Raw genomic sequence first — 12,470 nt, 5'->3', positions numbered from 1 at the left:
CACCGCGGCAACATGCACGAGGCCCCGACGAACGAGAGGTCGCGAGAAAGCGGCTGTGAACGCCGCCGTCTACGAAAATTTAGGGGGGATTTGGGGGGGTTCTCGGACCCCCCATCGCTACTTGGTCAAGCGCGCGATCTCTTCCTTGATCAGCGTCTCGGCGAGGACGGGGACGACCTCCCACACGACACGCTCGACGACCTCGCGCGAGAGCGCGAGCACGCCTTCGATCTGCGCGGGCGTCAGGCCCAGCTCCTCGAGGCGCGCGGTCATCTGACCACCGTTCACGGCGGCGGCGGGCGTGCCGGGTTTGGCCGAGACGTCCGTCTTGGAGAGCGCCGGCTCGGGCTTCGTCGCGGCGGGGGGCACGCCGGGGATGGCTGCGTTCACGCCGCCCGGGTTGCCCGGGTTGTAGAGCATCGTCTTGGCGCGCTGGGGCGGCGCGGCGGCCGCGGCGGCCGGCACGGCGGCGGCGGGTTTGGCGGCGGCCACGGGGACCGGGGTCGGCGCTGCGACCGGCGCGGCGGCGGCCTTCGGGGCCTCGGCCGGCTTCGCGGGCGAAGCCAGCATCTTCTTGACCTTGTCGATCATCGCCGTGCTGTCGTACGGCTTGTCGATGTGGTCATCGGCCTGGGCCGCCGAGCCCTTGGCCTGATCGTAGGGGTTTTGCTTGGACGACAGGATGAGGACCTGGGTCGCGGGCGAAGCCTGTTTGATCGCCTTGCAGAGGTCGTAACCGCTCTTGCCCTCGAGCGTGACGTCCGCGATCACGAGGGCAGGTTTCTCGGTCTTGAGCTTCTCCAGGGCCGCGTCGTGCCCATTGACCGCGACGCAGCGAAACTCGGGACCCGCAAACGTGATCTCGAGGACCTTGCGCATGGTCACGCTGTCGTCGACGGCGAGGATGGTGCTGGCCACGGAACGGTCTCCTCTGGGGTAAAGCGCCGCAGGGGCTGCCTTTCGCGCTATCTTCGGTCTCGCGCGCGCAGCGTGTCAACAAGCCGGATGATTTTCCGCCGCGGGCGCCCATGCGGCGTTCGATGTCGGGCACCCACGATCGAGCGTTGCTCCTAAGAGCGCGGCGAGCATAGCGCAGTCGAGGCCCGCGAGGAAAAATGGAGCGGCGTATTCATGCGCGGCACGTCATCGTGCGCGCACGGTTGGTCCGCCTCCCCGCCGATTTCCCGCATGTCCTCGCGTCCTCCGCCTCGCACCCGCCCCCGCTCCGCCCCCCGTGGTTCTCCTCGCACACCGCCGCCCGCCGGGCAGCCCGCGAGCTCGCTCGGTTCGCCCGACGCGACCTGGGTCGTCCCGCCCGACCTCGCGGGGCGCCCGCTCGACGGGGTCGTCCGGACGCTCGCCGCCGTGTCGTGGTCCGACGCACGTAGGCTCATCGAGACCGGAAAGATCGCGGTCGACGGCACGCAGATCCTCGATCCGATGCGAAAAACCCGGGCCGGCGCGGAGATCACGCGGCACCCGCGCGCGCCTTCGCGCAAGGTCGTGCGGCTCGCGGAGCTCGGCGAGGAGCTCGTGGTGCACATGGATCCCGCCGTCGTCGTGGTGCGAAAGCCCGCGGGGATCTCGACGATCCCGTTCGGCGACGAGTCGCCCGAGGAGCGTGAAAGAACGCTCGACGCGCTCGTGCGTGATCTGCTCGCGCGTCGCGATCGGATCCGCGGGCGCGCGCCGCTCGGCATCGTGCACAGGCTCGACAAGGCGACGAGCGGCCTGCTCGTCTTCACGCGCACGCTCGCGGCGAAGAAGCACCTCGCGCAGCAGTTCCGCGAGCACTCGGTGCGTCGCGTCTACCTGGCGATCGTGCACGGCGACATCGGCAAGCGGACGTTCCGATCGCGGCTCATCGCGGATCGCGGCGATGGACTGCGCGGCTCGCTCGAAGAAGGAGAGCGTCGTGGCGAGGGGCAACTCGCCGTGACGCACGTCGAGCCGCTCGAACGGTTACGCGGCGCGACACTCGTCGCGTGCCGCCTCGAGACCGGACGCACGCATCAGATCCGCATCCACCTCTCCGAGGCGGGACATCCGATCGTCGGGGAGAACGTGTACGTGCGTGACTACGCGGGCCCGCGCATCGACGCGCCGCGGCTCATGCTGCACGCGGCGGAGCTTGGCTTCATCCACCCGCAGACGGGCGACGAGGTTTTTTTCGAAGAACCTGCGCCCGAGGATTTTCAGAGCGTGCTCGAACGACTGCGCGCGTCAGGATGAACCACGCCGTCCGCCGAGCGCTTCGCTCATGGCGGTGGCCGTCGCGTCGACGAGGGGCATGACCTTCGCGTAGTCCATGCGCGTCGGACCGAGCACGCCGATCGTGCCGGCGACACGTCCATGCTCCATGTACGGCGCGACGACGAGGCTGAGATCACCCTCGCCGAGTTCACCGGCCTCGCTACCGACGAACACCGTGACCGCGCCGGCCGCGATGACCTTGTCGAGGAGCTTGAGCAGATCCTCGCGCTCGGTGAGCGCGCGGAGCAGCTTCTTCAAGCGCGAGGCGTCGGCGTACTCGGGCAGATCGATCAGTTTGCCCTGTCCCTCGATGACGACGTCGCCGCTGCGGCGGTTCACGTCGGCGGTGGCGCGGCTGCCGAGCTCGAAGGCACGACGACGCAGAGCGTCGAGCGCGATGCGTTCGTCCGCGAGGCGACGCGCGAAGAGGTCGCGCGCTTCGCCGAGCGAGCGGCCTTCGATGACGTCGGCGAGCAGGTTGTGGATGCGCGTGAGCTCCGGCTCGTTCGGGACTTCCTCGATCTGGATGAAGCGGTTCTCGACGGTGCCGTCGGAGAAGACGAGCACGGCGAGGAGCTGACCCGGGCGCGTCGGGATGAAGCGGAGTTGCGAGAGCGCGCGGAGCTCGGTGCGCGGCGAGGCGATGACCGCGGCCGTGCCGGAGAGCTCCGACAGGTAGCGCCCGGCTTCGCGCATCGGGTCTGTCGCGACCGCGTAGATCTCGGCGAAACGCTGGCCGAGCTTGGCCTGCTCCTCGGGGCTGTAGGCGCGCGCCTGGACGAGCGTGTCGATGAAGAGGCGCAGCGCGCGATCCGTCGGCACGCGGCCCGCGGACGTATGCGGCTGCTTCAGGTAGCCGGCTTCTTCCAGATCGGCGAGCACGTTGCGGACGGAGGCTGCCGAGAGATCGAGGCCGTATTTCCGCGCGAGCGTGCGACTTCCCACCGCGGTGCCCGTCGAGATGAACTCCGTGACGACGGCGAGCAGGATCTTCCGAGAGCGGTTCGTCAGGTCACTCATGATCGCATCCGTCCGTACGAGTCACCCGGGGTCGTCGTCTCGCTCCCCTGTGCTAGCTTGCTTCGCTTTTTGTAGGCCTGCTCGATGGCGAGGTCAAATCCGACCGACGAATCCCGGGCAAATTCCTCCCGGAGCCACCGAAGTGCCGGATTCGTGCCCAATTTTTAGGGAGGTCGCCTTCCCGGTCGTCCAAGGAGCGTCTTTCCCTGGCCTGCTTCCACCTTCAACGGAGCGCGCCCTGGATCCCGGCTTCTCGATGCAGGTTCCCGGACACGCTCGCCCGCTGTGTCGCTATGGTAATCCGCGTGCTGCGCTCCCGTCGAAAGTCGTCCGCCCGACCGGCGGGCGCGTTCCTGGTCCTGCTCGTGCTCGCGCTCTCCTTCGCCGTGGCCGGCTGCCCTTGCGCCGGCACCGTGGTGAACGCGAACCCGCAGCTCCGCTGGTGGCTCTTCTCGAACTTCGGGGCGAGCCGGATCTGCCCGGAGATGCTCAAGCTCGGCGTGCCCTTGAAGACCGACTCGGCCTCGCCGGCGATGGGCCGCTTCTTCCCGATGACGTGCAGCTACACCGTCGACGACGCGCGTCAGACGGTGGCGGTGAGCTTCTCGGGGACGGGCTACGGCTACATGAACCCGGCCAAGCGTGTCGGGTTCTCGGCGTCGACGACGATCGAGCTCCGACCGGACTTCGCGATCGCCGACGAAGACATCTACGTGTGGGGTCGGCTCAACCGCATCATCTCGGGGCCGGACTTCCGCGTCGGGTACATCGAGAACGCCGCGTTCAACGTGGCCTCGAACATCCCGCCGTTCGGCACCTTGACGAACTTCTTCGGCAACCAGGTGATGACGGGCGAGTTGACGCGCGGCTTCACGGTCGTCGCGAACGAGGATCGCGGCAACGAGTTCACGCTCGGGATCCTCACGCCGCCGAACAAGCCCATCAAGCCGTTCAAGGTGCACGACGACGAGCGCTTCACGTTCGCGAACGAGAGCGTCGACATCCACGGCAACGCGCGCGACTACCTCGGCCCCTTCGAGGTCGGCTCGGGTCAATCGCTCTACCTGACGATGAGCGTGCAGGGGCCGACGGTCGACGTGATGATCGTCAGCAAGATGGTCGGTGATCCGTGGCGCGAGGGCTACCAGACGGGGCAGCCGCTCGGGGCGGCGCCGGGTCCGGTGCTCGGCGGCGCGCCGCTCGCGCCGGGGCCGGCGCAGACGCGCAAGTTCACGCTGCCGCCGGGGCTCTACTACGTGGTGCTCGACAACACGCAGTACGCAGGCCTCGTGGCCCCGCCGGTGCAGGTCTTGAATCCGCTCTACGATCCGATCGCGCGCGTCAGTTACGTGGCGCAGGTCGGCGAGTGAAACCTCAGCCCCTCTCCCGCGCGGGAGAGGGGCTCGCCCCTCACGACACCTTCTTCTGACAGTCGGCGCAGGTGCCGTACATCTCGTGCTTGTGCGAGCTCACCTGGAAGCCGTAACGACGCGCGACCTCTTCCTGCAGCGTCTCGATGCGCGGCTCCTCGAACTCGACGATCGTGCCGCAACTGATGCAGATCAGGTGATCGTGGTGAGCCTTCGCGTCGTCGGCGAGCTCGTAACGGCTGAGGCCGTCGCCGAAGCGCCGCTCGGAGGCGACGCCGCACTCGGCGAGGAGCTTGAGCGTGCGATAGACGGTGGCGTAGCCGATGCCTTTGTCGCGCGCGCGGACCTCCGTGAGCAGGTCCTCGATCGTCATGTGCGACGCGCCCTCGAAGAACGTGTCGACGATGAGCCGCCGCTGCGCGGTCGAGCGCAGACCCTTTTTGGCCATGTACGCCTGGAGTCGAGCCCGCAAGCGATCCACGGCGGCCCTGTCCAGGGTCACGGCTTCCTCCCTCAGGCTCGCGACCATGGCGTCATTTATCCCGTCCACGTTTCCGTGCGTCAAGGGGCGGTTGGGCCGTTTTCCCACGTGTGTCCTCGCGTCGTTCCGGACTCTCGCACGCGATCGAGCGCTCGCACGTGCAAAACCGCCATCGCTCCTCCGAGCAGCGACGCGAGCGGCGCATACGCCGGCGGAAGCACGCCGAACGCCACCGCGATCGCCCCGACGAGCGCAGGCAGGACGGCGATCGCCAGGCCCACGCGCGCTTCGAGGCGCGCGCGGTGCGCGATGGCGAGCGCGAGCGCGGCGTCCCGCACGTCGTCCGAGGCGAGCGAGACGGAAAGATCGCCCGGCGACGAGCCCGCCGCGCCGAGCGCAACCGCAACATCGGCCGCGCCGAGCGCGCCGTCGTCGACGCCCGGATGACCGAGGACCGCGACGGACATGCCCGCGTCGATGAGCCTGCGGACCTCGGCCGCGCGTTCGGTCGGCAAAACCTCGGGGCGAATGTGGTCGACGTCGAGCGAGTGGCCGATGGCCTCGCACGTCTCGCGCGCGTCGCCCGACATGATCACGGGTTCGATCTGCGCGTCGAGTAGATGTTGCACCGCAGCACGCGCGCCGGGGCGGAGGCCATCCTGCAAGCCGAGGATGCCGACGAGGCGCGCGCCGACCGCGACGAGGACGACGGTGCGTCCGAGGGCCTCGAGCTCGGCGATGCGTTGCTCGGCCGCGGCGATGGAGATGCGGTTCGCGAGGAGGAGGGCGCGGCTGCCGACGCAGAGATCCTCGCCCGAGCTCGTGACGGCCGTGACGCCGAGGCCCGGGACATGATGCGCGTTGCGCACGCCGTCGGGGCGAACGGAGCGGGTCACGGCGGCGCGCACGATCGCGGTGGCGATCGGGTGCTCTTCGCCGCGCTCGGCGCCGGCCGCGAGCGAGAGGACGTCGAGCGGTTCGAGCTTGCCGCCCGGGGCTTCGAGCTCCGCGAGCTCGGGCTCGCCGAGGAGGAGCGTGCCGCGCGCGCAGAAGACGGCGACGTTGACGCGCGCCGCGCGGTCCCACGCGCCTTCGCTCTTGTACGCGATGCCGCGACGCTGCGCGTGCAGGATGCCACGCGCGACGTGCACGCCCGCGACGCCCGCGATGAGCGTGGTCGCGAGCGCGGCGTGCGAGGCGACGGCGGTCATCGTGATCTCGACGTAGCTGCGGCCGCCGGCGATGAACGCGGAGAGCGCGCCGGTCACGAGCGCCGCGAGCGACCAGCGTTCGGCGAGGGCACGCGAGGCGCGCGCGATGGGCGCGAGGGCGTCGGCGCGGCGGCGTGGATCGAGCAGGACACGCGCGAACGCGCGGTCGTTGCCGGCGAACGTGCACGTGCCGCGGAGCCTGCCGCGCACGACCTTCGCGCCCGCGACGACGGGCTCGCCCGCGCGCCTGCGCACGGGCGTGGTCGCGCCGAGCCAGGGCAGGACGAAGACCTCGCCCGATCCGACGACGAGGTCGACAGGGACGACCTCGCCCGGCTCGACGAGGACCTGCTCGCCGGGGCAGAGGTCGAAGACTTTGTTCTTGGCGATCTCGCCGGTCGCGCCGTCGTCGGGCGCGCGCCTGCCGGGAACGGCGAGCGATTGCGCGACGAAGGCGCGCTCGGCGAGAGACGCGTGCCGCGCGCCTTCGAGCAGCCACGCGCCGACGGCCGTCGCCGTGACGATGATGCCGGCGAGCGAAGCGGCCTCGGCGCCGAGCGAAGGATGCGCGCGGAGCGCGGCGAAGGCGGCGAGGACGAGCGAGATGATCGAGGGCGCGAGGATCGGCGCGGGGTGCGGATCGGAGGGCTCGCGCGGCGTCGTGGCGGCGCGGCCGACGAGCATGCCGGCGCCGACGGACGCGAGCACGATACGCGCGCCGATGACGAGGGCCGCGTCACCCGCGAGGCCGAGCGCGACCGCGAGCGTGCCGGCGATCGTGGCGATGACGAGCAGGAGCGCGCCGATGTCGCGCGGCTCGGGCACGTCGATGCGAGAAGGCTCCTCGGTGTGGATGGCGTGCGCGATGGGCTCGACGAGGGTCCTGTCGTCGAAGGGCGCGGGCGGCTCGGGGAGCGCGGCGTCGCTCGAAGCGGGCGCGTGGAAGGGGACGATGGGCGCGTCGATGTGGCCGCGCGAGGGCTCGGGCTCGGACCTGCGCGGCGCGAAGAAGGAGAGCGGGACCCGCGCCTGGCGCGTGCCGTCGGCTTCGCCGGGGGGCTCGCCGAGGAAATGCGCGCGGCAGGCGTGGCGATCGCAGAAGAAGTGGAACTTGCTGTCGAAGATCGCGACGTGGCCGGCGCGCAGCGGATCGAGCAGCTTGCCGCACCCCGAGCACGGCACGGGATCGGCGACGGGTCCGAGCGCTCGCAACGTCGAGCCTCAGCCTGCCGCGCCGCCGCGGCCGACAGCGTACGGCGGCGGGCCGAAGCCCGGCCCGAGCGCGGCCCATTCGAGCAGCGCCTTGCTCGTGTGCAGACGCGACTCGACGGCGTCCCACACGAAGCTCCGCGGGCCTTCGAGCACGTCGGCGTCGATCTCCTCGCCGCGATGCGCCGGCAAGCAGTGCAGCACCACGACCTCGGGCGAGGCGAGCGAGACGAGATCCTGCGTGATGCGGTAGGGCGAGAGCGCGCCGATGCGGTACTCGCGCTCGTCTTCCTGACCCATGCTGACCCACACGTCCGTCAGCAGGACGTCGGCGCCCTTCGCGGCTTCGCGCGCGTCGGTCGTGATCGTGACGTTGCCTCCGCGGGCGCGCGCCTCCTCGACCTCGGGCAAGGGCGGGGCGAAGGCGGGCGGCGTCGCGAGCGTGATGTCGAGCTTGAGCAGGCCCGCCGCCTCGATCCACGAGCGCGCCACGTTGCTCGCGTCGCCGACCCAGCAGATGCGCAGGCCTTCGAGCCGGCCGCGCGCCTCGCGTGTCGTGTGCAGATCGGCGAGGACCTGCATCGGGTGTGCGTCGTCGGTGAGCGCGTTCAGCACGGGCGCGCGACATGCGCGGGCCATGGCCTCGAAGCGCGCCGTGGTGCTCGTGCGGTACGTGACGGCGGAGACCATGCGGCCGAGCACACGCGCGGTGTCCTCGGTGGGCTCGCCGCGGCTCATCTGCGTGTAGTCGGGCGTGACGATGATCGGGTGACCGCCGAGCTCGTAGGTCGCGACCTCGAGCGAGAGGCGCGTGCGGGTCGAGGGCTTGTCGAAGAGGAGGGCGACGGCGTGGCCTTTGAGCGGCTGCGGGTGCTCGGCTTTGCCTCGCGCGCGGGCGTAAAAGGCCGAACGATCCAGCATGGCGACGATGCCGCCGTCTCCGAGGTCCGAGAGTCTCGTCAAATCACGCTTCAAGGCTTCATCTCCGCGAGCACACGGCCCGTGATGGTGAGGGCTTCATCGATTTCGGCCTCGCGCACGACGAGCGGAGGCGTGTAGCGGAGCGTGCTCGCGCCGGCGACCGTGAGGAGCAGTCCGTGGGCGCGCGCGCGGCCGAGGACAGTGCGCGTGTCGACGCCCTGGGCGAGCGTGAGGCCTTGCAAGAGGCCGCGGCCGCGTTGTCCCGCGCAGAGCGTGGGGTGCTCCTTCGCGAGCGCCGCGAGGCCCTCGGCGAGGCGTTTTCCCTTGGTGACGGCGCCTTCGACGAGCTTCTCCTCGTCGAGGACGGCGAGCACGGTGCGCGCGGCCCGCGACGCGAGCGCGTTTCCGCCGAACGTCGAGCCGTGCGTGCCTGGCGTGAGCGCGCCGTTGAGGCGCTCCTTGATGAGGAGCGCGCCGATCGGAAAGCCGCCGCCGAGGCCCTTGGCGAGCGCGATCGCGTCGCCCTCGACGCCCTCTTGCGTGGAGCCGAGGAACGCGCCCGTGCGGCCGATACCCGTCTGCACCTCGTCGAGGCAGAGGAGCGCGCCGTGCTCGTCGCAGAGGCTGCGCAGGCCACGGAGAAAGCCTTCCGGCGGCGGCAGCACGCCGCCCTCGCCTTGCACGGGCTCGACGAAGATCGCCGCGACATCCGGGCCCATGGCGGCCTTCACCGCGTCGAGATCGCCGTACGGAACGTGCGTGACGCCGGCGAGCGGCGGGCCGAACCCTTCGCGGTACTTCGGCGTGCCGGTGAGCGCGACGGCGCCCATCGTGCGGCCGTGGAAGGCGTTGTCGAAGGCGATGACGCGGTAGCGATCGGGCTCGCCCTTCGTGAAGAAGTAGCGACGCGCGAGCTTGAGCATCGCCTCGTTCGCCTCGGCGCCCGAGTTGCAGAAGAAGGCGCGGTCCATGCCGCTCTTCTTGCAAAGCTCGTCGGCGAGGCGCGCGTTCTCGGCGTTGTAGAAGTAGTTCGACACGTGCATCAGCCGCGCGGCCTGCTCGGCGATGGCGGCGACGAGGCGCGGGTGCGCGTGGCCGAGCGAGCAGACCGCGACGCCGGCGCAGAAGTCGAGGTAACGACGCCCCTCGGTGTCCCAGACCTCGGAGCCCTTGCCTCGATCGAGGACGAACGGGGCCTGGCGGTAGTTGCCCACGAGCCTGCGTTCGGCGAGAGGGAGAAGGTCTTCGGGTTCGGGTTCGAGCAGCTCGACGATGGGGCTCTCGGCTCCGTATGCGGGGGCGAGGGACATGCGAGGCGATCTACGCCGACCGCCCCGCCGGGGCAAATGCCACGCGTGGCCCGCGCGACGCGAGCTCGCCTGTCAGGTGGGGTGGCCCCGTTGCCAGCCGATCTTGGGAGGTTATAGTGGCCCGCACCCATGTCCGAAGCCGAGTCCACGACGAAGTCTGCCCAGGATCCGAACGGTCAAAACGGCGAAGCGACGAACGGCGAGCAGCCGTCGGCCGCGACGGAGCCACAGGCTCCGCCGACGCCCACGGCGGAGCAGCGCCTCGCAGACGCCCTGGCCGAGGCCGCCCGGACGCGTGATCAGCTCCTCCGCACGGCGGCCGATTTCGACAATTTCCGCAAGCGCTCGCGGCGCGAGGTCGACGACGCCCAGCGGCGAGGCCGGGAGAGCACGGTGAAGGAGCTCCTGCCCGTCTTCGACAATTTCGAGCGCGCGCTCCAGCACGCCGAAGGCTCCGCCGACGCGAAGGCCGTGGCCGAGGGCCTGCGGATGGTGCTCAAGCAGTTCCTCGATACGCTGGAGAAGATGGGGATCCAGCGCGTCGTCGCGGTCGGTCAGCCCTTCGATCCCGCGCAACACGAGGCCATCCAGCACCTCGAATCGCCCGAGCACCCGGCCGGCGTGGTCCTGTACGAGGTGCAGCCCGGCTATCGCATGGGGGACTACCTCGTCCGTCCGGCGATGGTCGTCGTCTCGAAGGGCCCGCCCGGCGGCGGCGCGGCCGCGGCGAGCTGATCTTCCTAGGACGTCACGCAAAACCCGGCCCCGAGGTCCACCGAGGACCATCGTTCGCCGCGTCTTTGATATCCTCGCCCCGCCATGGGAAGGATCGTCGGCATCGACCTCGGGACCACCAACTCGTGCGTGGCCGTCGTCGACGTGGCGTCGGCTTCGTCGGCGAACGACGTCAAGGTGATCCCCAACGCCGAGGGCGCGCGGACGACGCCCTCGGTCGTCGCCATCGTCGCGAGCGGCGAGCGGCTCGTCGGGCAAGTCGCCCGCAGGCAGGCCGTGACGAACCCGCAGAGCACGGTCTACGCGGTCAAACGGCTGATGGGGCGCAAGATCGACACGCCCGACGTCGAGCGCGCCGCCTCGCTCGTGCCGTACCCGATCGTGCGCGCGCCGAACGGCGACGCGTGGGTCGATCTGCGCGGCAAGGCGCATTCGCCGCCGGAGATCAGCGCGATGATCCTCGCGCAAATGAAGGAGACCGCCGAGCGGTTCCTCGGCGAGCCGGTCACCGAGGCGGTGGTCACGGTCCCCGCGTACTTCGACGACGCGCAAAGGCAGGCGACGAAGGACGCCGGCAAGATCGCCGGCCTCGAAGTGCGCCGCATCATCAACGAGCCCACGGCGGCGGCGCTCGCGTACGGGCTCGACAAGAAGGCCGCGGGTGCCGAGACGATCGCGGTCTACGACCTCGGCGGCGGCACGTTCGACATCTCGATCCTCGAGATCAGCGGCGGAGTCTTCAACGTGAAGGCGACGGGCGGCGATACGCATCTCGGCGGCGAGGACTTCGACGGGCGGCTGATGGACATGCTCGTCGGCGAGTTCCAGCTCGAGTTCGGCGTGGATCTGCGCACGGACCGGATGGCGATGCAGCGCCTGAAGGAGGGCGCGGAGAAGGCGAAGCACGAGCTCAGCTCATCGCTCGAGACGCAGATCAACCTGCCCTTCATCGCGGTCGGACCGGACGGCGCGCCGCTCCACCTCGAACGATCGATGCAGCGCAACGAGCTCGAGATGCTCACGCAGGATCTCGTCGAGCGCACGATCGAGGTCTCGCGCGACGTCCTTCGCGACGCGCAGCTCGCGCCGAGCGCGATTCACACCGTGGTGCTCGTCGGCGGCATGACGCGGATGCCGGCGGTGCAGGCGGCCGTGAAGGAGCTCTTCGGCAAGGATCCGTGCAAGGGCGTGAACCCCGACGAGGTCGTGGCCGTGGGCGCGGCGCTCCAGGCGGCCGCGCTCTCGGGGCAGGCCGACGAGATCCTCCTGCTCGACGTCACGCCGCTCTCGCTCGGCGTGGAGACGGGCGGCGGCATCATGACGAAGCTCATCCCGCGCAACACGACGATCCCGACCTCGCGCGGCGAGATCTTCACGACGAGCCTCGATCGGCAGACGTACGTGCCGATCCACGTGCTGCAAGGCGAGCGCGAGATGGCCGCCGACAACCAGAGCCTCGCGCGCTTCGAGCTCACGGGCATCCCGCCCGCGCCGCGCGGCGTGCCGAAGATCCAGGTCGTCTTCCACATCGACGAGGACGGGATCGTGCACGTCGAGGCCACGGATCTCGGCACGAAGCGCGCGCAGAAGGTGCGCGTCACGCCGACGAGCGGGCTCGCGCCGTCGGAGGTCGAGCGGCTCGTCGGCGAGGCCGAAAAATTCCGCGAGGAAGATACGAAGCGGCGTGATCGGGCCGAGCTCAAGAACCAGTCCGAGACCCTGCTCTACACGACCGAGCAAGCCATCGAGGCGTACGCCGAGCTCGTCGACGAGGCGACGCTCTCCCGCGTGCGCGAGGGCTGCGTGATCCTGCGCAAGCTGCTCGACGAGGACGCGTCGAGCAGCGACCTGCGAGGCGCGTTCGGCAAGCTCGAAGCTGCGGCCTATCTCCTCTCGGAGGCGATTTACGGCGGCAGCGCCGGCAGCGCGTGAGCGCGGATTTCGGCTTGGTTTGGGGTCC

10 protein-coding genes are annotated in these 12,470 nt (G+C 70.2%); 4 read left to right on the top strand and 6 right to left on the bottom strand.

Features of this window, described 5'->3' with window-relative positions:
• Positions 1 to 117: 117 nt before the first annotated feature.
• Positions 118 to 918 (bottom strand): response regulator, encoded by an 801-nt coding sequence (locus QHF84_RS25050; protein ID WP_281315928.1) that lies wholly within the window; start codon positions 916 to 918, stop codon positions 118 to 120.
• A 447-nt stretch (positions 919 to 1,365) separates the two neighbouring features.
• Here QHF84_RS25050 and QHF84_RS25045 point away from each other — a divergent pair, with 447 nt between their 5' ends.
• Entirely contained in the window at positions 1,366 to 2,232 is an 867-nt protein-coding gene (locus QHF84_RS25045) for an RluA family pseudouridine synthase (protein WP_281315927.1), read from the top strand.
• On the opposite strand, the gene hrcA is transcribed toward QHF84_RS25045, so the two are convergent.
• The gene (gene hrcA, locus QHF84_RS25040; protein ID WP_281315926.1) at positions 2,224 to 3,273 is read right to left on the bottom strand and encodes a heat-inducible transcriptional repressor HrcA; all 1,050 of its coding nucleotides are present in this window, start codon (positions 3,271 to 3,273) and stop codon (positions 2,224 to 2,226) included. The genes QHF84_RS25045 and hrcA overlap by 9 nt on opposite strands.
• Positions 3,274 to 3,578: 305 nt before the next feature.
• Here hrcA and QHF84_RS25035 point away from each other — a divergent pair, with 305 nt between their 5' ends.
• A complete protein-coding gene (locus QHF84_RS25035) occupies positions 3,579 to 4,643 on the top strand; it encodes a hypothetical protein (RefSeq protein WP_281315925.1) in 1,065 nt (354 codons plus the stop codon).
• A 40-nt stretch (positions 4,644 to 4,683) separates the two neighbouring features.
• On the opposite strand, the gene QHF84_RS25030 is transcribed toward QHF84_RS25035, so the two are convergent.
• The 4 genes from QHF84_RS25030 to QHF84_RS25015 all read right to left on the bottom strand — a co-directional run bounded on the left by QHF84_RS25030 (position 4,684) and on the right by QHF84_RS25015 (position 9,775).
• Complete coding sequence (locus tag QHF84_RS25030; RefSeq protein WP_348652878.1) at positions 4,684 to 5,139, bottom strand: transcriptional repressor; 456 nt, start codon at positions 5,137 to 5,139, stop codon at positions 4,684 to 4,686.
• A 65-nt stretch (positions 5,140 to 5,204) separates the two neighbouring features.
• Positions 5,205 to 7,547, bottom strand: a complete 2,343-nt coding sequence (locus tag QHF84_RS25025; RefSeq protein WP_281315923.1) for an HAD-IC family P-type ATPase — start codon at positions 7,545 to 7,547, stop codon at positions 5,205 to 5,207.
• A 9-nt stretch (positions 7,548 to 7,556) separates the two neighbouring features.
• Entirely contained in the window at positions 7,557 to 8,519 is a 963-nt protein-coding gene (gene argF / locus QHF84_RS25020) for an ornithine carbamoyltransferase (protein ID WP_281315922.1), read from the bottom strand.
• Entirely contained in the window at positions 8,516 to 9,775 is a 1,260-nt protein-coding gene (locus QHF84_RS25015; protein ID WP_281315921.1) for an aspartate aminotransferase family protein, read from the bottom strand. Before QHF84_RS25015 ends, argF begins: the two co-directional genes overlap by 4 nt.
• A 129-nt stretch (positions 9,776 to 9,904) precedes the next feature.
• Between QHF84_RS25015 and grpE the strand changes: the two genes are divergently transcribed.
• On the top strand, positions 9,905 to 10,510 hold the full coding sequence (gene grpE / locus QHF84_RS25010) for a nucleotide exchange factor GrpE (protein ID WP_281315920.1): 606 nt from the start codon (positions 9,905 to 9,907) through the stop codon (positions 10,508 to 10,510).
• 84 nt (positions 10,511 to 10,594) lie between these two features.
• A complete protein-coding gene (dnaK, locus tag QHF84_RS25005) occupies positions 10,595 to 12,442 on the top strand; it encodes a molecular chaperone DnaK (protein WP_281315919.1) in 1,848 nt (615 codons plus the stop codon).
• The last annotated feature ends 28 nt before the right edge of the window (positions 12,443 to 12,470 follow it).

Source organism: Polyangium sp. y55x31 (genome assembly GCF_029946505.1).
In the GTDB taxonomy this organism is placed as follows: domain Bacteria; phylum Myxococcota_A; class Polyangia; order Polyangiales; family Polyangiaceae; genus Polyangium.
This window is presented reverse-complemented; position numbering and strand designations above follow the sequence as displayed.

What these genes read in the sequence shown, in the direction of transcription:
- hrcA (WP_281315926.1), bottom strand. Translation starts at nt 3,273, where the DNA reads ATGAGTGACCTGACGAACCGCTCTCGGAAGATCCTGCTCGCCGTCGTC.
- QHF84_RS25015 (WP_281315921.1), bottom strand. Translation starts at nt 9,775, where the DNA reads ATGTCCCTCGCCCCCGCATACGGAGCCGAGAGCCCCATCGTCGAGCTG.
- grpE (WP_281315920.1), top strand. Translation starts at nt 9,905, where the DNA reads ATGTCCGAAGCCGAGTCCACGACGAAGTCTGCCCAGGATCCGAACGGT.
- dnaK (WP_281315919.1), top strand. Translation starts at nt 10,595, where the DNA reads ATGGGAAGGATCGTCGGCATCGACCTCGGGACCACCAACTCGTGCGTG.